The sequence below is a fragment of the Sporolactobacillus shoreae genome, assembly GCF_004684935.1.
GTDB classification, from domain to species: Bacteria; Bacillota; Bacilli; order Bacillales; family Sporolactobacillaceae; genus Sporolactobacillus; species Sporolactobacillus shoreae.
Window position 1 is genome coordinate 65,340 of the sequence record NZ_SRJD01000014.1, and the last position, 26,036, is coordinate 91,375.

General features: G+C 42.3%; 26 protein-coding genes. 3 read left to right on the plus strand and 23 right to left on the minus strand.

The features are described from left to right. Positions 1-302: 302 nt before the first annotated feature. Complete coding sequence (locus tag E4665_RS12240) at positions 303-1,199, minus strand: YitT family protein (RefSeq protein ID WP_135349080.1); 897 nt, start codon at positions 1,197-1,199, stop codon at positions 303-305. A gap of 162 nt (positions 1,200-1,361) precedes the next feature. Here E4665_RS12240 and E4665_RS12245 point away from each other — a divergent pair, with 162 nt between their 5' ends. After that, on the plus strand, positions 1,362-1,706 hold the full coding sequence (locus E4665_RS12245; RefSeq protein WP_135349081.1) for a DUF4181 domain-containing protein: 345 nt from the start codon (positions 1,362-1,364) through the stop codon (positions 1,704-1,706). Positions 1,707-1,894: 188 nt separating this feature from the next. Here the strand turns inward: E4665_RS12245 and E4665_RS12250 are convergent, their stop codons facing one another. The 5 genes from E4665_RS12250 to hpf all read right to left on the minus strand — a co-directional run bounded on the left by E4665_RS12250 (position 1,895) and on the right by hpf (position 7,985). After that, positions 1,895-2,305: a toxin-antitoxin system TumE family protein gene (locus E4665_RS12250; RefSeq protein WP_135349082.1), complete on the minus strand. Its 411-nt coding sequence runs from the start codon at positions 2,303-2,305 to the stop codon at positions 1,895-1,897. Then, positions 2,289-3,077 carry a helix-turn-helix domain-containing protein gene (locus E4665_RS12255; protein WP_135349083.1) on the minus strand — a complete coding sequence of 263 codons (789 nt, stop codon included), beginning with the start codon at positions 3,075-3,077 and terminating at the stop codon, positions 2,289-2,291. The genes E4665_RS12250 and E4665_RS12255 overlap by 17 nt, the downstream gene beginning before the upstream one ends. Positions 3,078-3,284: 207 nt before the next feature. Continuing rightward, positions 3,285-4,383 (minus strand): peptide chain release factor 2 gene (gene prfB, locus E4665_RS12260; protein ID WP_135349084.1). Its coding sequence is split into 2 segments (ribosomal slippage): positions 3,285-4,319 and positions 4,321-4,383, totalling 1,098 coding nucleotides; the frame shifts between segments, so codons are not numbered across the junction. A 29-nt stretch (positions 4,384-4,412) separates the two neighbouring features. Continuing rightward, positions 4,413-6,929, minus strand: coding sequence for a preprotein translocase subunit SecA (gene secA / locus E4665_RS12265; RefSeq protein WP_135349085.1), 2,517 nt, complete (start codon positions 6,927-6,929; stop codon positions 4,413-4,415). A 501-nt stretch (positions 6,930-7,430) separates the two neighbouring features. Continuing rightward, positions 7,431-7,985: a ribosome hibernation-promoting factor, HPF/YfiA family gene (hpf, locus tag E4665_RS12270; protein ID WP_135349086.1), complete on the minus strand. Its 555-nt coding sequence runs from the start codon at positions 7,983-7,985 to the stop codon at positions 7,431-7,433. Between the two features lie 402 nt (positions 7,986-8,387). Here hpf and E4665_RS18185 point away from each other — a divergent pair, with 402 nt between their 5' ends. Continuing rightward, the gene (locus E4665_RS18185) at positions 8,388-8,525 is read left to right on the plus strand and encodes a hypothetical protein (protein WP_167815200.1); all 138 of its coding nucleotides are present in this window, start codon (positions 8,388-8,390) and stop codon (positions 8,523-8,525) included. A 100-nt stretch (positions 8,526-8,625) separates the two neighbouring features. Here E4665_RS18185 and fliT read toward each other — a convergent pair whose 3' ends face one another. The 15 genes from fliT to E4665_RS12345 all read right to left on the minus strand — a co-directional run bounded on the left by fliT (position 8,626) and on the right by E4665_RS12345 (position 23,513). Next, positions 8,626-8,970 (minus strand): flagellar protein FliT, encoded by a 345-nt coding sequence (gene fliT / locus E4665_RS12275; protein WP_135349087.1) that lies wholly within the window; start codon positions 8,968-8,970, stop codon positions 8,626-8,628. A 2-nt stretch (positions 8,971-8,972) separates the two neighbouring features. After that, a complete protein-coding gene (gene fliS / locus E4665_RS12280) occupies positions 8,973-9,368 on the minus strand; it encodes a flagellar export chaperone FliS (RefSeq protein WP_135349088.1) in 396 nt (131 codons plus the stop codon). A 22-nt stretch (positions 9,369-9,390) separates the two neighbouring features. Next, positions 9,391-11,361 carry a flagellar filament capping protein FliD gene (gene fliD, locus E4665_RS12285; RefSeq protein ID WP_135349089.1) on the minus strand — a complete coding sequence of 657 codons (1,971 nt, stop codon included), beginning with the start codon at positions 11,359-11,361 and terminating at the stop codon, positions 9,391-9,393. Positions 11,362-11,375: 14 nt separating this feature from the next. Beyond that, complete coding sequence (locus E4665_RS12290) at positions 11,376-11,723, minus strand: flagellar protein FlaG (RefSeq protein ID WP_135349090.1); 348 nt, start codon at positions 11,721-11,723, stop codon at positions 11,376-11,378. Positions 11,724-11,814: 91 nt separating this feature from the next. Continuing rightward, positions 11,815-13,662 (minus strand): motility associated factor glycosyltransferase family protein, encoded by a 1,848-nt coding sequence (locus tag E4665_RS12295; protein ID WP_167815201.1) that lies wholly within the window; start codon positions 13,660-13,662, stop codon positions 11,815-11,817. Then, positions 13,649-14,251, minus strand: a complete 603-nt coding sequence (locus E4665_RS12300; protein WP_135349092.1) for a hypothetical protein — start codon at positions 14,249-14,251, stop codon at positions 13,649-13,651. Before E4665_RS12300 ends, E4665_RS12295 begins: the two co-directional genes overlap by 14 nt. 175 nt (positions 14,252-14,426) lie before the next feature. Then, positions 14,427-15,665: a flagellin N-terminal helical domain-containing protein gene (locus tag E4665_RS12305; protein ID WP_135349093.1), complete on the minus strand. Its 1,239-nt coding sequence runs from the start codon at positions 15,663-15,665 to the stop codon at positions 14,427-14,429. A 163-nt stretch (positions 15,666-15,828) separates the two neighbouring features. Continuing rightward, positions 15,829-16,935 (minus strand): DegT/DnrJ/EryC1/StrS family aminotransferase, encoded by a 1,107-nt coding sequence (locus E4665_RS12310; protein WP_135349094.1) that lies wholly within the window; start codon positions 16,933-16,935, stop codon positions 15,829-15,831. Between the two features lie 19 nt (positions 16,936-16,954). Then, positions 16,955-17,947 carry an NAD-dependent 4,6-dehydratase LegB gene (locus E4665_RS12315; protein WP_135349095.1) on the minus strand — a complete coding sequence of 331 codons (993 nt, stop codon included), beginning with the start codon at positions 17,945-17,947 and terminating at the stop codon, positions 16,955-16,957. Beyond that, positions 17,948-18,595 carry an acetyltransferase gene (locus E4665_RS12320; protein WP_135349096.1) on the minus strand — a complete coding sequence of 216 codons (648 nt, stop codon included), beginning with the start codon at positions 18,593-18,595 and terminating at the stop codon, positions 17,948-17,950. It abuts the gene before it with no gap. A gap of 16 nt (positions 18,596-18,611) precedes the next feature. Further along, positions 18,612-19,763: a UDP-N-acetylglucosamine 2-epimerase gene (gene neuC / locus E4665_RS12325; protein WP_135349097.1), complete on the minus strand. Its 1,152-nt coding sequence runs from the start codon at positions 19,761-19,763 to the stop codon at positions 18,612-18,614. 11 nt (positions 19,764-19,774) lie between these two features. After that, positions 19,775-20,791, minus strand: coding sequence for an N-acetylneuraminate synthase (gene neuB / locus E4665_RS12330; RefSeq protein ID WP_135349098.1), 1,017 nt, complete (start codon positions 20,789-20,791; stop codon positions 19,775-19,777). Continuing rightward, a complete protein-coding gene (locus tag E4665_RS12335) occupies positions 20,788-21,489 on the minus strand; it encodes an acylneuraminate cytidylyltransferase family protein (protein WP_135349099.1) in 702 nt (233 codons plus the stop codon). Before E4665_RS12335 ends, neuB begins: the two co-directional genes overlap by 4 nt. Further along, positions 21,482-22,546 (minus strand): nucleotidyltransferase family protein, encoded by a 1,065-nt coding sequence (locus E4665_RS12340; RefSeq protein WP_206663586.1) that lies wholly within the window; start codon positions 22,544-22,546, stop codon positions 21,482-21,484. The genes E4665_RS12335 and E4665_RS12340 overlap by 8 nt, the downstream gene beginning before the upstream one ends. Positions 22,547-22,862: 316 nt before the next feature. Then, positions 22,863-23,513 carry a GIY-YIG nuclease family protein gene (locus tag E4665_RS12345; protein WP_135349101.1) on the minus strand — a complete coding sequence of 217 codons (651 nt, stop codon included), beginning with the start codon at positions 23,511-23,513 and terminating at the stop codon, positions 22,863-22,865. 225 nt (positions 23,514-23,738) lie between these two features. Here E4665_RS12345 and E4665_RS12350 point away from each other — a divergent pair, with 225 nt between their 5' ends. Further along, a complete protein-coding gene (locus tag E4665_RS12350; protein ID WP_135349102.1) occupies positions 23,739-24,029 on the plus strand; it encodes a hypothetical protein in 291 nt (96 codons plus the stop codon). Between the two features lie 210 nt (positions 24,030-24,239). Here E4665_RS12350 and E4665_RS18845 read toward each other — a convergent pair whose 3' ends face one another. Together E4665_RS18845 and E4665_RS12360 are read right to left on the minus strand one after the other, a co-directional pair. Further along, positions 24,240-24,677, minus strand: a complete 438-nt coding sequence (locus E4665_RS18845) for a transglutaminase-like domain-containing protein (RefSeq protein ID WP_135349103.1) — start codon at positions 24,675-24,677, stop codon at positions 24,240-24,242. 250 nt (positions 24,678-24,927) lie between these two features. Then, complete coding sequence (locus E4665_RS12360) at positions 24,928-25,713, minus strand: hypothetical protein (RefSeq protein ID WP_135349104.1); 786 nt, start codon at positions 25,711-25,713, stop codon at positions 24,928-24,930. Positions 25,714-26,036 lie beyond the last annotated feature (323 nt).

The following is a 26,036-nucleotide window of genomic DNA, read 5'->3' on the forward strand; positions in this document are numbered from 1 at the left end:
TTATCTGAAATCATTCGCGTTAAGTCAGAATATGCGTCGGTTCCGGTCATCCGGAACGCATCTGCACTGTAAGTAAACAAACGTTTAAAACTTTTTCGCTCGACTGGCGCGGGCGTTTCAAAATGTCGCATTATGTATCTGCTCTCCGCTCATCAAGCTTCGAACAAGTTTTATTATACCATTCTCGCCACGGCCATTCCGTATGAAAAATATTACATTTAAATTTCAAAATGCGACATGAAACGATTTTTTAAAAGAAAACTAGATTAAAACCGTTTTCAAGAAGCAGAGAAGTACTTGATTTACGTTCGGGTATAAAATCCCTTGCCGAATACTTCGGTCGCATTGGTAATAATGAAAAAAGACTCCGGATCAATCGCCTTGACCAGCTGCTTCAGATGAGTTAATTCCCCCTGAGACACAACAGTCATCAGCATCGGCCGGTCGTCGCCGGTATACCCGCCCTGACTGGTGATCCGCGTCACGCCGCGGTCAATTTCATCCAAAATTGCCTGGCGCATCGCTTCCTCTTTATCAGAAATGATCAGCGCCATTTTTTCAGTGTTGAAACCAAGCTGAACCACATCAATCATTTTTGCCTGCAGGTAGATGCAAATCAGCGCGTATAGGGCCGACTCAAGCGATAGAGTGAAGGCGGAAGTGACGACGATCATACCGTCGATCACTGAGACGCATAATCCAAGCGAAAGGCCGGTAAATTTCTGAATCACCTGCCCGGCTAGAGCTGTTCCGCCGGTGGAGCCCCGGCCGCGGAACACAATGCCCAATCCCAGCCCGACACCGATCCCACCGTAGAGTGCGCCGAGCAGCGGATTGTTGGTCGCCGCCGGCCAGTCGGACGTCAGATAAACGGTTAACGGTAAAAAGAGCGTCCCCACCAACGTTTTCAGCGCATAGTCAAAGTAGCCGAAGCTGCGTCCCAGAATTAGTACACCACCGATAAAAAGCGGAATATTCAGCCCCCAGAGCACAAAAGCCGGCTCCCATCCCAATGTATAGTGCAAAATGATACTGATTCCGCTGACACCGCCGCCAGCAATCTTATTCGGCAACTGAAAGACATTAAACGAAATCCCCAGAATGACCGAACCGATCACAATGTAAACATAATCAAGCACGACCGCTCGCCACCCGCGCGGTGCAGTGGCATGCTTGTCCCTCTTCCATAACAAAGCCATATTCATTCTCCTCTGTAACACGTTCAAAATGGAATGCAATGTGACCATTTTATAGCATGAGATGGCGGCGGTCAAACCGATCCGGCATATTCCTGCAGTCTCAGAGTTTCTCAGAATAATGATGTTCCTTATAATGGTAATAAACCGAGAGGACGTGATTCATTGTTCTATATCATTGGCATTATCATCGTCATGTTCTGTATTTTATTTAGCGTTGACAGAGTACTGCGAAAAAAGTTGCAAATTCCAAAGGTGGAAGGGTTTATTTATCAGCCCGTCAATAAAATGCAAGCTTGGGTCGAAACCAGCCTTTTCATTTTAATGATCATTTTAATGTTTTTCTTTATGGACTATGTCTTTATCTACCCTTTGTTTTTCCTCTTTTTTGAGGGAATACGCGCTTTCTTTGAGTGGAAGTATTCCAGAGAAAAGAAACAATATCTGATCACCATGCTTTGGGGAATAGGTTATTTACTCGCTTTGACCCCCTTCTGGCTCTTTAAATGATTATTCAATGACAGGCCGTTGATTTTTAGGATTGAGAGACGATTGTGCTTGTTATATTTATCAATCATTGTCAGCGCCCTGATCACTTTATTCGTAGCGTCTATCTTAAAATCAATTTAAGCACCAATTAGCTCAGCCGTTCCACCCCGCTGAAAAATTTTTCACAAAAAAAGATCCGCTCAGGGATCTTAGATTTCTTTGCCATCATATTCGAGGTTGCTAAGAAGATAATCTTTGACTACGGATAATGCGCTTTCTAGATCTCTTACATTGTAATTATTCTGAACTTGGTGCCTGTTTCCAGGGACATAGTGATGATGATGCGGATTCGTTTGTAATCCATCATGATCATGCTCGTTTTCCCATGCGCTGATATGACCCGGATGACTATTATTTCTCTCCCAGCAATAGCGATATCTGATTTTTTTATCATCAGAATCAAACCATTCTCTGACACGCAACTGCGTCTCACCGTAAAAACTTGTGATAAAGTATAAGGTTATTTTTAACTCATTTTCATTCAGAATCAAGGATGGTGGCTGACGGAAAATCGTCGAATATCTGGAAATGATTGCACCATAATCACTCAGACTTGGCATTATCTCTATCCTGTTTAATTTTATATAGCACGTCTTTTTTCTCCATAATCAGTTCTTTCCAATCACTAATATCAACCGCTTCATCACGGCCGTCGAGTTCATCTTCTGTAAATGAGCCATAAATATTTTCAAAAGTATCTCCGTATTTTTTTTCAAAGGCAGCTATTTCACTTTGAATCCTGTCATACTTATCTTCATGGGTTTGTTTTCTTAACTGGTTTTGTTGATATACCCACTGTATTTCAAATGCAGTCCTCGGATCCTTCCATAACTCAACGGTTGATCTCGGTATTTTCGCTACATTGTTCACTGTCTGAAACTCAAGTCCTCTTTTCAGATAGTTGTAAACAGATTGTTTACTGCAACTTAGCAAATGTGCCGTTTCATCAACAGACAACAACTCAGAAGTCTGGTAATCAAAGTCGATAAATCCTTCATCCGTGTTGTTCAAGAAAAATTTATTAAATTCAAGTTTAACGTTACCCAAATCCTTGCTTTTGTTTCCCATTTTTGTTGTCAGGAGTTCCAGAAATTTAAGATATTCTGTCTCATATTTAGGAAGAAAATTTTTTTGTATTTTATATACGGGCCGTCGAACAGCAACATAACGAACATAATCAGAGAAAATGTTAGGTATGCTTGTTGCTAGGGTATTGATCAAAAAGACAGCCTCTTTTTGAAGAGCGGCGGAATCTTTTTCTTTAAAGGCATGGGCAATGTACTCCTTAGACTTATCAAATACTAAGGTTGGCATATCAATCGCTCCCCCCATAATGCTTACCTCTATTATAAGTTATTTTGACTTTATTTCAATATTTTACATTTAATTTAAATCCATTATTTAAATTAAATACCTCATTAATAAAATTTATAAGTTTAACCCTGTTCTAAGATGAATCATTGATATTCGACAAACAAAGTGAAATATTTCTCCTGCTCGTAAAAAAAGAAGCCCTCATCAGGCTTCTTTTCACTCAAATTATAGATTCAATCTCAGATACGCATCAATAAACGGATCGAGATCGCCGTCCATGACGCGGTTGACGTCGCCGACTTCCACATTGGTCCGGTGATCTTTGACCATCGAGTACGGATGGAAAACGTAGGAGCGAATCTGGCTGCCCCAGCCGATTTCCTTCTGCTCGCCATGGAGCGCCGCTTTTTCCGCCTCGCGTTTTTCTTCTTCCAATTGATAAAGACGCGATTTCAGCATCTTCATTGCTTGGTCGCGGTTCTGGAACTGTGAGCGTTCCGACTGGCAACTGACAACAATCCCTGTCGGAATGTGTGTCAAGCGGACCGCCGACGATGTTTTGTTAATGTGCTGCCCGCCGGCGCCGCTCGAACGGAAGACATCCATTTTCACATCCTCCGGCCGGACTTCAATGTCAATATCGTCGTCCAGCTCAGGCGTCACTTCGCAGGAAACGAAAGACGTGTGGCGGCGTCCAGCCGCGTCAAACGGCGAAATCCGGACGAGCCGGTGAATGCCTTTTTCCGCCTTCAGATAGCCGTATGCATCCAGCCCCTTAATTAGCAGCGTGACACTTTTAACACCTGCTTCATCACCGGGAAGATAGTCCAGCGTTTCAACCGCGAAACCCTTGCTTTCCGCCCAGCGTGTGTACATGCGCAGCAGCATTGAAGCCCAGTCCTGGGCTTCCGTGCCGCCCGCCCCCGGATGCAATTCAAGAATGGCGTTGCTCTTGTCATGCGGACCGCTGAGGAGAAGACGTGTTTCATATTGGCGGAATGCCTGACCTGCCTCGGTGAGCGACTCTTCTAGCTCATCCTTAAGCTCCGCATCGTCATCTTCCTTAACCAGCTCGTACGCCACCTGCAAATCTTCAAACCTGGATTCCAGTTCGCCAAGATTATCAACCTTGGCTTTCAGATCGTTTGACTCATCAATCACTTTCTGGGCTTTTTCGTTGTCATCCCAGAAACCCGGCATCGTCATTCTTTCCTCAAGCTCGGCGATCCGGGCCTTTTTGTTATCTAAGTCAAAGAGACCCCCTAAATTTTTGGAGACTGGTCTCCATTTCGTCAATCTCGTGCTTCATTTCAGGTAAATCCATCATTCATCCTACTTTCCAATATACCCGGCTCATTTGCCGTGGCAGTTTTTATATTTTTTCCCGCTGCCGCACGGGCAAGGATCGTTCCGTCCGACATGCACTTTGCGGACGAATGGTTTTGCCTTTTGCGGCTCATCATCCTGCCCACCGGAAATGACTCTCAGACCGTGTGTGACACGTTCGCGCTGAACCGGTTCTTCGCGAATTTCCGCTTTCATCAGAAAGCTTGCGACTTCGTTTTCGATGCTGGCGACCATTTCTTCGAACATCTTGAATCCTTCGATCTGATAGGCACGGTAAGGATCCACCTGACCGTATGCGCGCAGGTAAATACCTTCGCGCAACTGTTCCATCGCGTCAATGTGATCCATCCATTTCGTGTCAACCGTACGGAGCATGATCACACGCTCAAACTCACGCATCCGTTCCGGAGTGAACTGTTCTTCTTTTTCATCGTATTTCGCGATCGCTTTTTCTTCAAGAGATTCAATCATTTCTTCCGGATCTTTGCCATCAAGGTCGCTGACAGCGAGCACTCCTGTGTCAAACAGCTGCCCGTTCAGGTAATCGATCACCGCGTTCAGGTCCCACTCCTCCGGCACTTCATTGTCCGGAGTATGCGCCTTGACTTCATTTTCGATCACCGCGTTTATCATATTCTCGATATCCGGGCGGACGTTCTTCGATTCCATCACTTCATTGCGCTGTTTGTAAATAATTTCACGCTGCTGGCGCATGACATCGTCAAATTTAAGCAATTGTTTACGAGCGTCAAAGTTGTTTCCTTCGACGCGTTTCTGCGCCGCTTCGACGGACTTGCTGACAATTTTACTTTCGATCGGCTGATCATCTTCCATGCCAAGCCGTTCCATCCAGCTCTTCATTTTATCCGAGCCGAAACGGCGCATCAAGTCGTCTTCAAGAGAAAGATAGAACCTCGATTCACCGGGATCACCCTGACGGCCTGAACGACCGCGCAGCTGGTTATCAATACGGCGGGATTCGTGGCGCTCGGTGCCGAGAATAAACAACCCGCCGAGCTCTTCCACACCTTCGCCGAGCTTGATATCCGTACCACGGCCGGCCATGTTCGTCGCAATCGTAACTGAACCGACCTGTCCAGCATTTTCAATGATTTCGGCTTCACGCGCGTGGTTCTTCGCGTTCAGTACATTGTGCGGAATGCCTTTCCTCTTCAACAGTTTCGAAATCAGTTCCGATGTTTCAACAGCAACCGTACCGACAAGCACCGGTTGGCCGCGATGATACAATTCGGAAATTTCCTCGACTACCGCCTTGAACTTGCCGTCCTTCGATTTGTAGATCAGATCCGGATTATCCAGACGGATCATCGGCTTATTCGTTGGGATGACGATAACGTCCATATTATAGATACTTTGGAATTCTTCTTCTTCGGTCTTCGCCGTACCGGTCATACCTGAAAGTTTGCCGTACATACGGAAGAAATTCTGCAGTGTGATCGTCGCCAACGTCTTGCTTTCGCTCTGCACCTCGAGGCCTTCCTTGGCTTCAATCGCCTGGTGCAACCCTTCGCTATAGCGGCGACCCTGCATGAGTCGGCCGGTAAACGGATCGACAATGATGATCTGGCCGTCCTGAACCACGTAATCCGTGTCGCGGTGCATGATCGCGTGGGCTTTCAATGCCTCGCTGACATGATGGTTCAATTCAACATTCGAGTAGTCAAACAGGTTTTTGATGTGGAAGAAATTTTCCGCCTTAGTCATTCCTTCTTCAGTCAGCTGGACGGTTTTCGTTTTCAGGTCCACCGTGTAGTCCTGCTTTTCGGTCAGCAGCCTGGCAAACTGGTTCGCCCGTACATACAGATCCGTCGATTTCTCCGCATTTCCGGAAATGATCAGCGGTGTCCGCGCCTCATCAATCAGGATGGAGTCGACTTCATCGACAATCGCGAAGTTAAGCGGACGCTGAACTTTTTCCTCTTTATAAAGCACCATGTTGTCACGCAGATAATCGAAACCGAATTCTGCGTTTGTGCCATACGTAATATCCGCTTCATAGGAAACCTTTTTCTCTTCCGGAGGCATGCCGGCCGAGTTCAGCCCGACAGACATTCCGAGAAAATTATAGAGAGGGCCGAGTGCGTTCGCGTCACGAGAAGCCAGATAATCGTTGACCGTAATCAAGTGGACGCCCTTGCCTTCAAGCGCGTTCAGGTAAAGAGGCATCGTCGCAACAAGCGTTTTACCTTCACCGGTTTTCATCTCGGCCACGTTGCCCTCATGCAGGGCGATGGCGCCAACCAGCTGAACATAAAAAGGAGTCATACCAAGAATACGCGTCGACGCCTCGCGGACAACCGCGAAAGCTTCCGGAAGCAAATCGTCCAGAGTCTCGCCATCTTCCAGACGTTTCTTAAACTCCGGTGTTTTCGCCTGCAGCTCATCATCACTCAGCGCCTTCATCTCATCGGCAAGCGCTTCAATCCCGTGAGCCATCTTCTCCATTCGGCTGAGTTTGCGAAGGCTCGTATCTCCCAATACCTTTTTAAGCATTCCTATCATGCCTGCATACACCTCATTTTAGACTTCCGCGCCGTGCCTTGTCAGGCAGGCGGGCTATTTGTATCTTTCCAATCTTCAATCAGCAGTTTTTCTCATCAAAACAGGACACAAAAATCCGCTTTGCCTGAAAAAAAGCAGACAAGCATGTCCCCTAATTGTAGCAATGATCCGGCCAGGTGACAATGTCATTCACGTCTCTGTAAAAGGTCATCTTTACTTAACAAGACCCGTTATAGAACCTATTTCGTCCAAAGTGTTCGCACGCATAACCGGCATTGCGGGGCAAAGTATCCGTTCTTCCAAAATCAGGTTAAAAACAAACAATTATCATTATACGCCAAAATGGCAGGCTTGAAAATAGATGTGGGGAACCCTTGATGCTGCACAGCGCACATTTTTTTTAGCCATAGCACCCCTTGTACCGCGTTGAAATAAAACGAAATTTAAAGGGAGACTCGCAAAGTACGAATCCCCCCGATCATCATTTATTCATTACAAAACTTATTCCTGGTCGATCAGCCCGTAGCGTCCATCCTTGCGTTGATAAACAACGTTGATTTCCCCACTGTCGGCATTGTTGAAAACAAAGAACGAGTGGCCCAGCATATCCATCTGAAGGATCGCTTCTTCCGCCGTCATCGGCTTCAGAACGAAGCTCTTTCTCCGGACGATTTCCGGCGAATCCTCGACTGCCTCAGTTGCAGCCGGCCTTGTCAGCGTACTGCTGCCCGCAACCTCGATGACCTGACGCGCATCCTGGCGGGTTTTACGGTTCAGCTTTGTTTTATACTTCTTGATCTGGCGTTCGAGCTTCGAAACAACCAAATCGATCGCCGTATACATGTCTTCCTGCCCTACTTCTGCTCTCAGGAGGAGCCCCTGAACCGGAATCGTGACTTCAATCACCTGCTCTTTGTTGTGTACCCGCATATTCACACGGGCCCCTGTTGTCAGCGGCGAACTAAAATACTTCTCCAGCTTGCCAATCCTTTTCTCCGCGTATTCCTGCAGAGACGGTGTTACAGCAATGTTTTCTCCTCGAATGTTCAATTCCATGAGAAAGCCTCCCTTCGATATTATATATCTTCGCCATTCCCGTCCTGATTCCTTCCCAAACTTCAAAATATTTTTACAAATAGCGCTTTCATTTTCAATGATTCGACACAAATGCCTAACACACAGACTTTTTTAAATTCATGCAAAAAATGTACCAATCACATGCAAAACTTCAATTGAAACACGGGCTTTTAAAGCGCCAAATCCTATTGACCATGTCTTGAATAGCACATATAATAAATTACGCAGTGAGGGAAAACCTCAGTAAGTGATCGTTTTCACAGGTTTTTATGGGACATCATAATAAGATTGAAGTTTGACTTTGTTAACAAGTTTGTGATAAATTTCACGAAGTTCGCGCTGAGACGGTGACAAAAACATCTCGAAAAGGGAGACTTCAGAATGTCTGTTAAAAAAGAAGAAATCGTTGAATTGTTCGAAAGGCTCAATGAAGACGAGAAAGAATCGACTTACAACTACCTGCAGTTCCTGACAAGTTTGAATGTGGAAGAAAATGAGACGGCGGCTGTAGCCGACTGACAGAACAAACAAGTGATAAATTGAGAGGCCCATCCGGCAGAATATGCGCGGGTGGGCTTTTTATTTATGAAAAAATCACCGTTCATTCAGACGGTGATTTTTACTCCCTCTTATCTAGAAACATGCCATCCTGTGAAGGTCCCTGGTAGGGATTGCGGTAACGGCTAATCGTTTTTTTTGTTTTTTTCAATTGCTGCATGTCTTTAATAATCTCTGTTCTTATTGATTCTAGAACAGGGTTTATTTTTTGGTTCATTGCATCAATCTTCCGTACGAGTACTTGATCTTCTTCTGAGCACGGTAACTCCAGTCGATCAATAAGTTCTCCTCTTTTATCAAGCAGTTCTTTAAGTTCACGGATCGTTACAACACGATCCTGCAGATGATAGTGATCAAGGAGCTGTTTCAGATTTTCCGTCAATTGATAAACCTGCTCCATTGTCATTTTTATATACGATCCTGTCTGGGTTTATTCTTCTGGACTTTCTCAACAACCTGTTTCCAGGTATCACGAAAATCAGCAACCAGCTTTTCAGCTTCATCAAGCATGTCCGGATCATTTTTAAGGTTAGCCTGAATCAGCCGCTGCCGGATATAATTATAGATTCTCGCGATGTCTTCGGAAATTGGCTGTTTTTCATCAAGGGTAACGGTTAATTCCAGAATAATTGACTGTGCCTTCTGCAGATAAGTATTCTTGGAACTCATATCTTTGTTGTTCATAGCCACTCTAGCCAAACGGATAAATTTAAGACATCCATTGTAAAGCGCCAGAATCAATTCCCCCTGACTCGCCGTCAGAATCGAATTTCGCTGATAGGTTTGATAGGCATTTGCAGGCAATGAGTTAACCACCTTCCAGAAATCACGAATTATTACTTAAGAAGCTCTGTAAGTAACTAGATTGTTGATTGGCCTGTTCAATAGCGATCTCCATAGCATTGAATTGGCTGTAATAATTGGTTTCAACACCATTAAGCTTTGTTTTTTCTTGAGAAATTTGTGTGTTCAAATTATTGATGTTTTGCCCCAGATAATATTGCTGATCCGCCATGGTTGTATTTCCGGCCTTCTGCTCAATCTGGTTCATGGTGCTTGTTATTGTAGCGCTCAACCGATCCATGATTCCCTGCTTCGAAGAATCTGTACTGGTTGTTCCGTCAGGATTGGTTACAGTGCCATTATTTGTGAATAACTCCATGACGGCCTGGGCATTTGTGTTGAGTGCATTCTGAAGCTTCGTCGGGTCTGTCACGATAAGCTGACCGTGCTGCGTGTAGTCCGTACTTACGGTAATTCCGATCTGTGCGAGCTGACTGATTGTTGAATCTCCAGTGCTGCTGACTGGTGCATACAAATCCTGACGCATTTGCGACAGCGCATTGCTGAGAATACTGTCGTTTGCCAGCATTCCCTGCTGCGCCTTCGCATTCCAGTTCGAAATATCCGTATCCGACATCTGCGACTGCTGAATACTGGAGAGCGGCTTATAATCAGGATTGGGTTGTTCATCAATTTTGCTGTTGATTTGACTGATTGTACTGTTGTATGTGCTGATAAAATTGTTGATGGCTGTTGTGACAGAATCTGTATTGTTGGTCACATTGAGAGAAGCAGAACCTGTGCCCTGTAAAGAAAATGTCGTGCCACCAATCGTAAAAGAATTACTGGAACGTGTGGTATTAAGCCCATTTATTGTAAATGAAGCATCCTTACCTACACCAAGGGTTCCGCCAAGATATTTGCTATCCGAACTGTTAGTATCTAGGCCTAATGTCTGGTTAAAAAAGTTTATGGATTGATCTGAAATATCCGATGAAGCAGGATTAGATGGGGTGATAGCTTCTATAGCCTGACCGGAACTAGAAACAAGATTTCCTGTATCAGTTCTTGTAATAGAAATTTGACCCTTTGTTGTATCGTAAAAAGCGTTCACACCTACGTTTGACTGCGATATTGTCGTTAACATATCGTTCAAAGATGTGCTTGGACTGAATGAAAAACTCTGGGGATTTTGATTCCCGCTTGAATCATAAGTCGCAATTGTCACATTAGCCATATCATAGCTGTAATTAGCAGTAATTGTTGAACCCTGACTAATAGAATGGCTAAAAGTTAGCTGTCCACTGTCTTTATTTACATAAACTTCGTTCTGTGCTGGATCTAAAGTTGTGCTACTGTCTGTGATCACAGAATAACTCGTCCCGTCAACTTGAACACTAAGTGGTTGAGAAGAATCAATGTATGCATGCTGTAACTGGAATGTAGATCCCGTCGCTGATACCGTAGTTTTTTCGTTATTAACCTGCTGTGGACTCCAGGCAACCCCATTGGCTAAATTTGACTGCATGCTCCATAGACTCTTTGAAGGATCAAAACTAGCGTTTGAAATTTTTCCTCCATTAATGTAAGCAGAAGTTGCCAAGTTGTTGACAACTAATGAATAAGTTGAATTTCCTGCCGTTGGTCCCGCCGTCGCCGTTGCAACAGCTGAGTTGCTGGAACTCACCGTCTTCGCCAAATAAGTCCCCTGCAGGCTCATCGTTTGAACATTTTGCTGAAAAGTCTGAAGCAGTGTATTCATTGAGCGATAGTCATCGCGCTGCCACTCCATCTGCTGCTGCGTCTGCTGCATCTTAATAAGCGGTGCAACGGCAGACTCCATCATTTTGGCAACAATACTGTCCGTATCAATGCCGCTGACCAGTCCACTGACTTGATTGCTGTTTGTATAGCCAATCAGGCTGTTAATCTGCTGGATTGTAACGGCTGAAGAACTATTTGAACTTGAAGTAGAATTTGACGAACTTGTCGTTAAACTGCCAATGCTTGTCACTGCATTTCACCCCTTCAGATCTTATGATTCGTAATCAATCCCATTTGTTGAGCAATTGCCGCGTAGAAATCAAGTTCTTTTTTTGGAGGTATTTCCCGGACAACCTCCCGTGTCCGCGTATTCACAACCTGAACATAATAACGATCTAATTTATCATAGAAAACGTAATGCAGTTCTGTCTGAACAGGCTGGAGCACTTTATTTGCCTCTTCAGCCATCTGCTTCATACGTCCTCTTGTCTTCTCATTTTCCTGTTGTGTTTCACCATCTGCCACACTTTTTGGACTGTCATCTTTATTCTGGAAAGAATATGTCTCTGGTACCTGAACCGTATTTTCTGGCCTGATTACTGACACATTCATGGCTTTCCCCCCATATCCGCTTGACTCTCTAACCTAATTATCGGATGGGGCATGAAAAGTGTTAAAGAAAACAGTGACAATAAGTCAAAAGTCACGCATTGATTTTGTCTCGTAATTCCTCCACCAGAGGGAAAATAACGCGATAATTCATGATACATTCATTTAAAAAAACAGTGATTTCTTTCAAAACCGTTTCGGTTTTCTCACCAGCGTCAACGATCGTGCGGATATGATTTCCGACCTTATTAAAATGTTCGACCTGAACGCGCATCATCGGTACGATCAGACTTTGGAAAAAATTATTCTTTTGCATTCTCCGAAGGAACTGATTGGCCTTCTCAATCTGCAAAGTTAGTTCCGTCGCTTTTGCATGCTGTTCCTTCAAATTCTTTAAGCGGCGCAGTGCTTTAACCACTTTACCGAAAAGTTCTTTGAGTTCTCTCCCCTGCCAGAGCAGGCGCGCCGCACTTTCAGAGGCAGCCGACGGATTATACCCGTTTCCGCGATCATACCAGCCCTTAACAACAATACCGGGTTTCAGTCCTTCTAGAACCCGATCCATGGGTTGATACGGCGTATGGGCAATTGCTGCCCCGCCACGTGTGGTATTGATCACTCGGCATTCTGGATGCTGACCGATGTACATTTCCATCTCCTTACGCATGGAATCGTAACCGCGGCTGGTCAGCACCTCATTACCGAGGACATCCTTCACTTTGATGGCAGATTTTAACTGATTCTCGCTCAGTTCATTCTTCACTCCATCATACGAAATACCTTGTGCGTAAAATTTGCTATTCAAATAGGCCAGATTCTGTCCAACAAGAATAATCGGATCCGCCTGCAACCGAAGCAGGATCTGCATCGTTATGATGGCAATTGAGGGCGCATCATACACTGCTTCCACCGGTTTCCCATCTTCCCGCTGAAGCAACAGCGGAGAAAGTGTATCCTGTATATTAACCACATGGCACATGGGACCCGGATAATCTTCCAAAGTCTCGAATCCGACCGTGCTGCCGAAAATCAGAGGCAGTTCAGACAGCCCACGATCCTTGACGAGCTGAGCAACCATCTGGTTCTTTTCCGTCGGATCATAGGAGAGAAAAGCATCCGGAATAATATCATGGCTGATGAGCGCATTAATGGCCGATCCCACGGCAAAAAGATAAGCCGAGCCTTCCGTTTTAATCTTCCTCAGATGATCCAGCTCATCGTTCAGCGATGGACCGGCCGCGATCAGAATAACCGGCTTTCTCTTGAAGACAGACGGATCCAGATCCATCAGAATATTAGGTGTCTTCATCACCCGCAGAAAATTCTTCACTGCATTTAAAATCCAGCGCTGCTGGAAGGAAAAATCCGTCACCAGGGCCGATTTTCTGTTAATCAGCCGCTCTTTGAGCGCCGTAAGCAGCTGATTGACTCCTTCTGTATTATTCCGTTCGTAAAAAGGCAGGACGCTGAAATAAAAGGGTTTCCCTGTTTCATCGAGCAACTGCCCAACGGTCTGCAAAATTTCATCGCTATTGTTGGTGATAGAGCGAATCCCTGCTGCCCAGGGTTCTGACAGATCCTGAATTTCCAGAAACGCATCGAGCACATCAAGTTCCGGTTCGTAGACATAAATTTTTTTATCCGGATAGGCCACTGAAAAAGCCTTGATTATGTAACCCAGCCCAGCACCGATGAAGAGTACCTGATCATAGTCCTGCACGTCACCCATTCCCGAGACAAAGCTCTCGGCCTCTCGAACCGGGTTATACTGGCTGTGCATGTAGTGATAGGTTGAACCTATTTTTTTCTTTAGTGTCGGGGCGCCATTTTTTGAGGTTTCCAGCACGATATCCGTTGAGGTCCGCGCGTCCGAATGAGACAGCCTTTCAAGCAGAGATTCATTTTTAAAGTGCAGAATATTACGGTTCTCACTCCGTATCATTAATTTTCCCCTTCCGCACCAATATGGATCCAATTGCATTCTTCAGTTCGAGTAACTGTGGCTGAAGTTCATACAGAATCGTGTCCGGGATAGTTACTGTATCTTTCACTGCTACAGCGTCCTCCAACACCTTTAATTGATTCCTCAGATTCCCATAAAGATCCAGAAATTGATCGGCATGTTTGCCATATATCCGTTTATTCTCCCGAATGGTTTCCACCAACTTTCCAATCCATTCCATGCCCTGCACAAAGTTAGAAAAACCTTGCCAGTCCGGCACTTTAGGACCGGCATAAAAGTGATCCGCGAGCAGCGGCAGATTTTCCATTGCCCGCTCCAGATAGTCTCTCGCCATAACCAGATTGTTGTACAACATCTGCTCCAGCGTTTGCGTCACAAGCTCCAGTTCATGAATATCATCCAAATGAGTGCTGATATAAGTGGCGTAGTCCCCATCAATAGGATGACCGTCCACGATCAAGCCGTTATAGTAGCAATCCGACTGCAACCGTGTGGCAATGAGATCAAGCACCTTCTGAACCGTTGGCTGCTTAATTTCACGCCGTTCTTCTTTTACGATGAACTTCACTTTTTTTGCCCCACTTTCCAATAAACGTTCCATATGTATTATATCGGAACAAAAGCATTCAAAGTGAAACTCTATGTCTCTTCATATGATTTTCAAGGCCCTGTTTACTCCAAATTAATTTAGGCCAAAATAAAACAGGCCCCCATTGGGAAGCCTGTCCTGTAAAGACTAACTATTACTGCAAGAGTTTCAGAACGTTCTGAGGAAGCTGGTTGGCCTGAGCCAGCATCGACTGAGCGGCCTGAGTAAGAATATTTTCTTTCGTAAAGTTAGACATTTCAGCAGCCATGTCGACATCGGTAATGCCGGATTTAGCAGCCGTCAGATTCTGTGAAGAAGTCGTCAGGTTGTTAACCGTAGAATCGAGACGGTTCTGGTAAGCACCAAGTACGGAACGCTGTGTCGAAACCATATCGATCGCACTCTGGATGGTCGTGACTGCCTTGGCAGCACCGCTTGCAGTGGTGATATCCAAGCCGTATTCAACACCCGTATTGTTTATGCCATTGGTAACACTCTTAGAAGATGATGTAAAGCCGTTGCCGCTTGCACCAGCAGTATTTGACGCAATGCCAAGAGAAACGGCATCTATTTTGCCAATGTTCAGGGAAAGCGTCTGATTTTGGTTCGCACCGATCTGGAAAGTTAAGGATTTTCCACTGCCAGCAGTTACACCCTGTGTTGCAACTTTGACTGTATTAGCATCAACGCCCGTACCCGCAATGCTAACCGTCAAAGAATTTTGTTTCTTCTGCTGAAGTACCAATACTGATCCACTTGCTTTTGCATTATAATTACCGCTTAAGCCGTGGTTCTTATTAATTGCAGCAGCCAATCCTGAAATACCACTAGATGCTTTGATCTGCCCACTCGCATAGTTACTGGTACCGCTGATGAAAGTAAACGACTGATTACCAACCAGTATTGTCCCACCACCTGAAGCATTTGCAAGCAGTTTGAAATTCAGTATTCCTGATACGCCTTTAGCTGCGTTCTGGCTGCCGTCGAGCAGGTTCTGTGTGTTGAACTGAGTCGTGTTGGAAATACCGTTGATTTCTGAAGTATACTGGTTGATTTCCTGCTGCAGCTGCTGACGGTCAGCAGATGTATTCGTGTCGTTGCCGGCTTGAACGGCAAGTTCACGCATATTCTGAAGAATCGACTGTGTTTCGCTCAGTGATCCATCAGCTGTCTGAATCAGCGAGTTAGCGTCCTGTGCATTTTGTGAAGCCTGATCCAAGCCATTGATCTGTCCCTGCATTTTCTGTGAAATGGCGAGTCCTGCCGGATCATCCGCTGCACTGTTGATCTTTAGACCAGAAGACAGACGTTGTAATGATTTGTTGACCGAATTATTGTTTTTGGCCAACTGGTTCAGCGTATTCAACGCCGGAATGTTGTCATTGATAATCATTTAAAATTTCCTCCCTGAAATTGATATTCATCCACGTCCCTATGGATATATTAAGAGAATCTGGAGGGCGCCCTCCTCATCTCCTGACAATTTATATATCGTCATCAATCGGAAATGTTTAATAGTTTCATGAAAAATTCCCGTGACTTTTTTAATCCGTGGATCATAGGTCTAAATTCCTGATTGTATTGCAAATATAACGGATTTGATCTTCTGTCAGACCCACTGAGCTGGGCAGATTCAGTCCAAATGTTGAGGTATGGACTGTGGCACTCATGTCCAATGAGGTACGACTGCCTGAATATGGCGGCATTTCATGTACCGGCTGAAAAAATGGCCGAGACTGAATGCCATTCTCACGCAAATGATCAATGAGTTGATCTCTGGAAATAGGGAAGTCATGCGTCACCAATACAGAGTAAAGCCAGTAGGCGTTCTGAAATCCCTCTTCATTTGCCGGCAATATCAGTCCGGGTATCTTATGAAGCAACTCATTATATAGTCTGGCATGATTTCTTTTCAATAAGCTGTATTCATCAATTTTCTCCAATTGTGCGCAGCCCATCGCCGCGAGAAGATTCGGCATTCGAAAATTGTAGCCCACTTCTTCATGAAAGAAAGATCCATTCTCACGAATTGTTTTTGTTTGTGTCGAAAGATATTTAGCGCGTTCCCCGATTTGCTCGTTATTGGTTACTAACATACCCCCTGCTCCAGTTGTCATCAGTTTATTACCATTAAAACTGAAACAGCCAATATCCCCGATCGTACCAACCTTTTGTCCATTCCAACTAGCACCCAGGCTTTCCGTTGCGTCCTCAATGACGTACAAATGATGTTTTTCAGCTATTTCCATTACCTTGGACATGTTCACCGGTTGCCCGTAAATATGGATCGGAAGAATGGCCTTTGTCCTTGGAGAAATAAGTGCCTCAATCTGCCGCTCATCGAGCACCCATGTGTCTTCCCGTACATCAGCAAATACCGGTTCCGCGCCAACATAACGAATCGCATTCACAGGTGAAATAAATGTCATTGAAGAAACGATGACTTCATCTCCGGAACCGATCCCTAGGGCGAGTAACGCTAATTGCAGAGCAACTGTACCATTCATGGTCACCACAGCGCGTTGGACATCCAAATATTGGGCAAAGTCTTTTTCAAAGCGATCAACATAGGATCCGGCTGAAGAGACCCAGTTCGTATCCAGGCAATCTTTAACGTACTTCCATTCATTACCCCTGATTTCCGGAACACATAAAGGAATCATCGACACTGCCCCCTCTTTTTTAGACATTGTAAATATCCGTTTTAAAATAGTGCAAGTTTTGCTTTATCCACTCTATAGTCTCCAATAATCCCTGATCGAGTGAATAACGCGGCCGCCAATTAGTTAGCTTTTTAATTTTCGTATTATCAGCCCACAAACGATTGACTTCACTATTTACAGGCCTCATTCTTTGATCATCGCAAACAATTTCCACGTCTGATCCCATTAAATGGACGATCTTGTTGACAGTGTCCCCAATAGATATCTCGTCGTTTGATCCGGCATTAACCACTTGGCCAATGGTTTGATTACTTATAGCTACTTCAATGAAGGCCTCCGCCGTGTCCTTAACATAATTAAAGTCCCGCGTCGGAGTCAGGCTGCCTAATTTTATTTCTTTCTTCCTTGAAAGGATCTGTGAGATGATCGTTGGAATCACTGCTCTTGCGGACTGTCTTGGTCCATATGTATTAAAAGGCCTGATAATCGCTACAGGAAGGTCGAAGCTTTTATAGAAACTTTCTGCCATCCTGTCCGCGCCCATTTTCGAAGCAGAATAAGGCGATTGTGCCTGCATCGGATGCTTCTCGTCGATAGGGACATAGAGGGCCGTTCCATAAGTCTCCGAAGTTGAGGTATGAATGACTTTCTCCACATTATAATTTCGGCAGGCTTCGAGAACATTCGTTGTACCTTCCACATTCGTCCGCACATAAGCCATAGGTGAAAGATAGGAATAAGGAATGGCTATTAATGCCGCGAGGTGAAAAACAATTTGTTGCCCTTTTATGATACGGCTCATACCGTCATACTCCCGGACATCACCCGTGACAATATGAATACTGTCCTTAACCTTTTTTTCAAAAGTATCAATCCAGCCCCAATTGTTGAAGGAATTATACTGCACAAGAGCCGTTACATCCGCGCCAAGTTCCACTAAACGTTCGGTTAAGTGACTGCCAATAAACCCTTCAGCCCCAGTCACCAGTACTTTCTTTCCCTGTAGATCCATTTATTTATTCTCCTTAAATTTGATGACTTTTGCAGGGACGCCTACTGCCACTGCATTATTCGGAATGTCATGAATGACCGCTGCTCCAGCTCCAACTGTTACATTCCGGCCAATCGTCAGTGATTGTATTGTCGAAGATCCGATACCCATATGTGTGTTGCGACCTATATGAACACCACCTGATAAGGCAGCATTTGGTGAAATATGAATGTTATCCTCTAAGAAGCAATCGTGTTCTACAATCGCAGCAGAGTTGACAATGCAATTAGGGCCGATCAAAGCCCCTGCATTCACGATCGCTTGCGGCATGATACAGGTCCCCTCTTCAATTCTGGCAAACTTGGAAACTGAGGAAGTATTATGTACGAGAATGGGCAGTGCATATCCCAATTGTTTTAAATTCCTGTAAATGACATTCCTCAAATTCATATTATTGAGTGCCCCTATGCATATAAATGCATGGTGAACGCCACTATTAAAAATTGAAGGTAACTTTTCATCATCACCAATGATTGGAACGCCTAAGAGCTGATCTTTTGATGGGCGACGATCTGTAATTCCGACTATTTCAAACTCATTTGCTGCTCTTATCAGATCAATAATGACTTTGCAGTGCCCTCCAGCGCCTATTAAAACGATCTTCTTCATCATGACCTCCATTTATTTAAAATGAAAGCTTTTTTAATAATAATGTTTTATCAATGGTTATTCCTTTTAATATGTGAATGATTTTATTGCTCGTCGTGCCATCACCATAAACATTGACTAGATTCTCTAGATTTCTTCTGTAATTACCGTCATAAATCGCTTGATATATTCCTTTATAAATCTCTTCCTCTGCATACCCCGTATCAATAATATTTATATTTTTTATTCTGCCTTTTTGTCTGTTTCCAATGTTCACACACGGAGTTTTAAATACCGGACTCTCTATTATTCCACTTGAAGAGTTTCCAATGACTACAGATGAATATTTCATCATGCTTAGGTATCGTTTCTGTCCCAAGTTTTTATAAACATGAGTGTTCTTATTTTCTCCAGCAAACTGTTTAATTTTATTAATAATAATTTCATTTCCGAAGTCAGCATTGGGATAAGTAATGACATATTCCGCATCGAATTGTTTAATGGCTGTTAATAAGTTAACAATCTGTACTTCAGTGCTTTCAGCTTCTAATGTTACCGGATGATAGGTAATTAAAAAAATGGGCTTATTAAAATGAATACCCAATTCTTTTTCCAGATTTTGCTTTGTCAACAGCTTGACTTTTTTGATATTTTCAATTCCTGCTTCTCCAACATTATGTACTCTCCAAGATTCCTCTCCCAGTTTCAGAATAACATTCTTATAATATTCAGAACCAGGGAAATGAATATGGGCCATTTTTGTTATCGCATGTCGTATTTGTTCATCTACAGCCCCTTCTGTGGATTCCCCTCCATTCATGTGAGCGATGGGAACATTCATCATCATGGCGCATGTCGCAGCCACAAAAGTTTCATACCTGTCGCCTAAGATCAAAAGCAGATCCGGTTTTAATCGATCAAATGATTGCGCCATTTGAATCAATTCCAGCCCCATTGACTTGGGAATGCTGCTTTTTTGAGGAGAATTGACCAGCATGTCGATTTCTTCATCTATAACAAAACCATCTTTTTTTATCGTTTCAACGGTGTATCCGTATTCTGGAACAAGATGGTTTCCAGTTACAATAAGCTGCAGTTTTAGCTCGCCATCTTCACTTATTCTCTTCATCGTCCAGTACAGCAGCCCGTATTCAGCTCTTGTTCCCGTTACAACAAGGATTTTCCTCATCCGTTCACCTTCTATTCTAATAAATCAAAAGTGATGCGCTCATCTTGTTTGATATCTCTGACTATTCTTCTATTAATCACTAAATTAATATAACGTGGACTGACACCAGACCCAGGCCTTTTAAAATCCAAATTCGACAGAGTTAATTTATCGCCCTTTTTAAGATCATATCTTGCAACAATACTTTTTCTGGCTACACTTTTCGTATTTTCTTCACTTGTCTGACAACTTTTTATACCGTCACCGAAAGACTGTTCAATATTCCTGATACTCTTGATCATTTTTTTTAATTCATTCGGCTCAAGGGATGCCTGATGATCGGGTCCCTCCATTTTCTTATCAAGCGTCAGATGCTTTTCAATAATTTCTGCTCCTAATGCAACGGCAGCAATTGGAACCTCTATTCCGAGCGTATGATCCGAATAGCCTATAGGCAGCATAAACGCATTTCGTAAAGTGATCATTGCGTTGAGATTGACATCTTCCATCGCTGTTGGATAATTTGATGTACAGTGTAATAGACTGATTTGATCATTACCTGTTTGTTTCATTGCCTCAACAGCTGATTCTACTTCACCCAAATTAGCCATACCTGTTGAAACAATCATGGGCTTACCCTGTTTTGCTATGTATGCGAGTAGCGGAGTATTCGTTAAATCTCCGGAACTTGTTTTGTAAAATTCAACGCCGATTTTTTCAAGAAGATCAACGCTCTCAAAATCAAACGGTGTGGATAAAAATTTGATCTTTTTTTCATCGCAGTAGTTTTCTAGAATTAGATGATCATTAAATGATAGTTCCAGTGCTTTTAACATATCAAACTGGTTTCCGCTCCCAGTCGTCGATTTTTGATACTTCGCTTTAGGTGCTTCACGTGTCACCAAATTCTCAGCTTTGAATGTCTGAAATTTGACAGCATCTGCCCCCGCCTCTTTTGCCGCATCAATCAATCGAATCGCCGTGTTAACGTCGCCATTGTGATTAACCCCTGCTTCTGCAATGATAAACGTATGATGAGGTTCTCTCATTTCCTCTTTCTCCCTTCAAGAAACTCAAAAAATTGCAGATCTGTCTGAGAGTCAATATCTAATGAACTGATTTCATCCATAATGTAAGGAAGGGTTTGCTTTGTATACCAGTTTTTATTTGTCCTTAATATCTCTTCCCTGGCCAAATACAATGCTCCATTTAGCTGATAAACAGTAGGGGCCTCTTGGCGTCTTGCATAAAAGGGGGCATTTGTTAGAAAGTCTGCCAAAACGCCCTCATTGATTCTCTTCATCCAAAAAGGTGATACCTTACTTTCACAAACACTTACTATTGAATCTGCTCCCTGATCAATAAGCTGTTTGATCGCTTCATCAATTTGGTTAACTGTTCGAAGCGGGCTAGTACATTGAAGGCACATAACATAATTATAAACAATTCCTCTTTGCCTGAACCAGTCCATTGCGTGCAGAATTGGATCAATTCCTGGTGTGGAATCCTGAGCCAGTGCCTGAGGCCTCATAAACGGAACTTCCGCTCCAAATTTTTCCCCAATTTTTGCTATTTCTTCATCTTCAGTCGAAATAATGAGCTTATCGATATAACTGCTTTTTTTGGCCTCATTAATGCTATAAGCGATCAAGGGCTGCCCACAGATTTCCACAATATTCTTATGTGGAATTCCCTTTGATCCGCCTCTTGCCGGAATAATTGCCAGAATGTTTTCCCCGTTATACATAATTAAGCCCCTCAAACTGTTCTTTCATATCTTCGTTTGCCTGATGATAATCCCCCATTTTGCCAATATCCATCCAATAATCTAGAATCGGGAAATTGCCTACTTTATTATGAGATGAGATTAACCCGTCAATTAATTGAGGGATATCATAGAATTCATTATCAGGAATATGTTCAATGACATTGGGGTTCAAAACATAAATGCCGCCACTTACGACATATCGTTCGGTTGGCTTCTCCTCCAACGAAATAATTTTTTCATTATCTACATTGAGAACACCATAAGGCACCTGCATCTCAAAGCTTCTTGAACCTATTGTCATAGAAAAATCGTTATTTTTATGATAGTCAAGCAGTCTATTAAAGTCCAGGTTAGTTAATATATCGCCATTCATAACAATGAAGGGTTCCTTTAAGTACTTTTCTGCAAGGCCAATGGCACCGGCAGTTCCCATCCTTTTCGTTTCTTTGATATATTTTATGGTGACACCAAAGGCCGATCCATCCATAAAATAGTTTTCTATAATATCGGCTTTGTAATTCACGGATAACAAAATATTTTTGAAACCAAGATCTCTAAAACGCTCAATAATCAGCTGCAGAATGGGTTTTTCGCCGACTTTAAGCATCGGTTTGGGGATTTCTTGTGTCAGTGGCCGTAGTCTTGTACCCAGTCCGCCTGCCATAATCAGTACCGCATTGGTCCGTGGATGGTTCTGTACTGAAAAGTCTTTGTCAGTCACTACGTCTATCACTGTACGATTATGATCGATCACCGGAATGATTTTAATGTATGTATTAAAAACTTCCTTAACCCGTTCTTCATCATAGCCATCATAAAAGAATATGCAATTGGATCGATATATGTTTTTTATGATCCCATTTAATGGAACGCTCTGAATCAGGGCCCGGCGAATATCACCGTCTGTCAATGTGCCAAGCAGCTTATCGTTCTCATCCACAATGATTGCCGTTCCCGTCGCATTGTTATTTATGTGCACTAATGCATCAATAATTGTCGTTTGTTCAGAAAGAAGGAATTTATCCAGTTTCTTCAAAACTGTCATCCCTTTCAGCTATTATTTTGGTAAGAGGAAAAAACGATGGAAAGGTAGTTCAACTCTCCCTATACTACTATAATTATCGGATATGTAACATGCATTATTAAGAGATTAGCTAGGCGTTTAATCTTTAATTTCGAAGTTAAGTGCAGAAAGTAATTGAGTTACTAAACGACCACCAGCTGAAGCAGGTGATCGTTTAGTCGGAACCAAGAATACGATCAAAAAGTGGGGGCTCTTATCAACTCCAGCAATAAATTGACAGACTACCCAACTATATCAAGGCTTACCTACTATAGCTAAGCTGCTAAAGTTATATATATTTGAACATTTTATTATACTGAGGATGATATCGTCCGATGAAGTAAACCTCTAACTTTTTTACATTATCTACTGCCACTCCATCATTTCCTACTATTAATACATAAGTGATAATTTCATCAATATGATCATTTATTGCTCTTCCGGAAGAATATATTCTGGCACTATTACTACCCCTTCTGTAGTCACTTAACCTTTTTCTAATTCCACCATTAAAAAGTTCAATTGCGCGCCCTACATATACAGTTGTCCCATTTATATCATGTCGATATAATCCAACAACATGATTAAAAGGCTCTAAGGTTGCATCCTTTAATGAACCAATACAAATCCATTGTCGATCCCACTGATCAAGTGTTTTTCCGCCTGTAAGGAGGCCGTTATTATCATTTAAATTACTTTGGGAAATTCCATATAGGGATTGTTCTTCAATTTTTTGACGTGCTCTGTCCAATTTTTCCCTAGCTTGTTTTATTTTTTGCATCTGTTCTATATTATTAGATGATAAATCTTCTGCCCTATTGATTTTTCGTTCATAATTATCTAATCTTCTTCCCAATGCTCTGTCTCTTCTTATTTTTGATTTTTGTGCACTTTCTAAAATATATTCTCCAACAGTAAATAAAATATCCAAAAAGCCCATTTTCTTCACCTCCAAAAAAATTATTCTTGTTCTGCTTATTATCGCTATCGGTTAATAATTGAGGCTATTACATAGAGAAGAAACGTTTGGAAACTAAATAATAAGCGAATGGTTAAAACTATTCTCAATAAGTATGTTTCTCTCCATTGAATTATATTAATGTATAAACTCGCGTATAGTATATAGTATATGTAAAACACTAAATTCTTGAAGGAAATGATAACGTTGTCCCAAATAGCTATTAAGGATATAGAAAACGCTAAACGACGAATTGATTGTCTAAATAAGTGTATTAATAGCTTTCAAAAAATTAACGACAGTGCAATGGTGGATAAATACAGTAAAGAGCTGGAAAATCTAAAATGGTCCATTCATGTTTATACTGGAAATATTAATGGCAAAGTAACTTCAGTAGATATTAATAGAATCCTAGAGGCGTCATCAAAATTTCAGGAAGCCTGTAAAAATGGGTTAGACTATACCAGCCGACTTATAATAGAAAGTGAAGAAATCTGAACGATATTTCATTACATCTCATTGCTTACCAAAGCCCAGGTATCCAATAGCGTAACAGAATAATCGTCTAATCAAAACCCCTGAGTTGGCTTTTAATTGTCCAGCTTCAAAGCGTCAGTTCAATAGTGATGGTTCTCAGTTTCGCAGGCGATGCGTGTTCAACGGACAAAAGTCCACAAATAAAGAGCCTCCTGAGTGTCTCGATTGAATTTAATTCCATTGTCCAATCACATGCTGATGTTTATGGTCAATATTTGGTTCGATGAAGTAATCTAAATAAAAGTTGTAATCCGCCTTACTAAAGTCATAAAGGCCACAGGTTGAATCATAAACACGCCATTGATGTTTTGAGGGAGTCCATACTTCAGTCCATACATGATTCATTAATCCATTAGATAGGGGTCTCGAAGACACTAATCTTACCTTAATCTTCAAATGGCTTAACATAACCACTGTCAAGTAAGAATGGTCTGTGCAGACACCTCGTCTCTGTTGGAATGCACGAATGGCGCCTCCTCCAACTTTTGGATGTCCATATTTTAAATGATTATGTGTCCATGTACTGACGGCTAATGCGGTAGCGCTCGTAACTCTTCTTTCCGAGTTTATCCGCTTGTCTATTAATCGAATTATTTGACATGGCAACATAATCCATATATCTACAAAATTGCCATTTGTCCAGCCTTTCGACGAATAAATGACTCGATGTGTTGTTGCTTAGGTAATTGAAGGATTCTCAACTGAAAAAACAAGTACAAAGGCTGCCAACAAAACGGCAAATAATTTATATGTTTTTTTCATGACATCTACTCATCCTCTCCCTTGCAACTCCATCACTTCTCTTATCAGAATATTATCTTATTATTAAAGAATTGTAAGAAGGACAGACCCTTGCTATTTACATCAACATATCTTTGAAATTCCCAGAAATGACAAGATGTTTTTTCTGAAAAGAATGGTACTCTCCCCCTAGCTGTATTTTAGGAATTTTTTTTAACTGGGCGAATAATTTGGCAGTTACTCCAAAGTCATTTTCTATTCCTATTTCAAATTCAAATGATTTTAGTTCATAACGCATTCTTTCTTGTGCGATATTTTTCCATTGTGGTTCATCATCATACCAATTCAAATCAACCGGAATATAAGGGGAATGTTTTGGTTCGTATGTACCATGAAATCTAAGTTTCAAATCTGAGTTTTTCGATGAATGGGTTTGTTGTCTATCATCTGCTAAACCAACAGTCGTATTTCTTTGGCTACTATTTTCTAATGCAACATTTATCTCGACTGCACCTAAGGACTGTAGTAAGTAAATAATTTCGTTCATCTTATGTTTTTCCATTTCATTATGAAAATTGTTAATATGGTAATATCTTTTTGGATCAACGGGATTACAAACATACAACATGTTCTTTTGAGGTGAACCTATGCCTGGAAACACGATACCACTTACTTGATCGGATGTTGCGAAATAAATATTTGCTTTTATTCTTTTTTCAATCTGTCTCAGTAATTCACTTGAAAGATAAACTAACAAAGTAGGGATTGGTCTAGCAATCAATGATGGAATAACAAAATATTTTTTAAGTTCTTTTAAGATTGATGCTTCTTCCTTTTGACTTTCAACAATTAATACGTATTTTCTTTTCTCATATGGTACATCTAATAAATCCAAATTGTTCATATTCTGTCACCCCAGGTTGATCAATTTTAAAGGTCGATCCAATAATCGTTTATTATTTAGTGGATGCATCTTTTAGTGCATTTCTTTGAGTAATTAAAACATTTATCTAACACTCCTTCTCTTAAGGAAATCTTCTTTATAGAAAAATAAGCAAGTCTATTTTCAAAATGTTTAACGAAGTCCCTCAAATATTTATCCTGAATTATTCATAGAACGAGTTTTTTCCGTTCCTGAGCGGAGATTTCTCGAAAAATCAAGCCATTTTTGACACGTCCAGATTCAAAATGAATCGGCTCATCAAAGTTTCGGCAATTGACATACGT

What these genes read in the sequence shown, in the direction of transcription:
- E4665_RS12240 (WP_135349080.1), bottom strand. Translation starts at nt 1,199, where the DNA reads ATGGCTTTGTTATGGAAGAGGGACAAGCATGCCACTGCACCGCGCGGG.
- E4665_RS12250 (WP_135349082.1), bottom strand. Translation starts at nt 2,305, where the DNA reads ATGCCAAGTCTGAGTGATTATGGTGCAATCATTTCCAGATATTCGACG.
- E4665_RS12255 (WP_135349083.1), bottom strand. Translation starts at nt 3,077, where the DNA reads ATGGGGGGAGCGATTGATATGCCAACCTTAGTATTTGATAAGTCTAAG.
- secA (WP_135349085.1), bottom strand. Translation starts at nt 6,929, where the DNA reads ATGATAGGAATGCTTAAAAAGGTATTGGGAGATACGAGCCTTCGCAAA.
- hpf (WP_135349086.1), bottom strand. Translation starts at nt 7,985, where the DNA reads ATGGAATTGAACATTCGAGGAGAAAACATTGCTGTAACACCGTCTCTG.
- E4665_RS18185 (WP_167815200.1), top strand. Translation starts at nt 8,388, where the DNA reads ATGTCTGTTAAAAAAGAAGAAATCGTTGAATTGTTCGAAAGGCTCAAT.
- fliT (WP_135349087.1), bottom strand. Translation starts at nt 8,970, where the DNA reads ATGACAATGGAGCAGGTTTATCAATTGACGGAAAATCTGAAACAGCTC.
- E4665_RS12290 (WP_135349090.1), bottom strand. Translation starts at nt 11,723, where the DNA reads ATGAATGTGTCAGTAATCAGGCCAGAAAATACGGTTCAGGTACCAGAG.
- E4665_RS12295 (WP_167815201.1), bottom strand. Translation starts at nt 13,662, where the DNA reads ATGATACGGAGTGAGAACCGTAATATTCTGCACTTTAAAAATGAATCT.
- E4665_RS12305 (WP_135349093.1), bottom strand. Translation starts at nt 15,665, where the DNA reads ATGATTATCAATGACAACATTCCGGCGTTGAATACGCTGAACCAGTTG.
- E4665_RS12310 (WP_135349094.1), bottom strand. Translation starts at nt 16,935, where the DNA reads ATGATTCCTTTATGTGTTCCGGAAATCAGGGGTAATGAATGGAAGTAC.
- E4665_RS12315 (WP_135349095.1), bottom strand. Translation starts at nt 17,947, where the DNA reads ATGGATCTACAGGGAAAGAAAGTACTGGTGACTGGGGCTGAAGGGTTT.
- E4665_RS12320 (WP_135349096.1), bottom strand. Translation starts at nt 18,595, where the DNA reads ATGAAGAAGATCGTTTTAATAGGCGCTGGAGGGCACTGCAAAGTCATT.
- neuC (WP_135349097.1), bottom strand. Translation starts at nt 19,763, where the DNA reads ATGAGGAAAATCCTTGTTGTAACGGGAACAAGAGCTGAATACGGGCTG.
- neuB (WP_135349098.1), bottom strand. Translation starts at nt 20,791, where the DNA reads ATGAGAGAACCTCATCATACGTTTATCATTGCAGAAGCAGGGGTTAAT.
- E4665_RS12335 (WP_135349099.1), bottom strand. Translation starts at nt 21,489, where the DNA reads ATGTATAACGGGGAAAACATTCTGGCAATTATTCCGGCAAGAGGCGGA.
- E4665_RS12345 (WP_135349101.1), bottom strand. Translation starts at nt 23,513, where the DNA reads ATGGGCTTTTTGGATATTTTATTTACTGTTGGAGAATATATTTTAGAA.
- E4665_RS18845 (WP_135349103.1), bottom strand. Translation starts at nt 24,677, where the DNA reads ATGTTGCCATGTCAAATAATTCGATTAATAGACAAGCGGATAAACTCG.
- E4665_RS12360 (WP_135349104.1), bottom strand. Translation starts at nt 25,713, where the DNA reads ATGAACAATTTGGATTTATTAGATGTACCATATGAGAAAAGAAAATAC.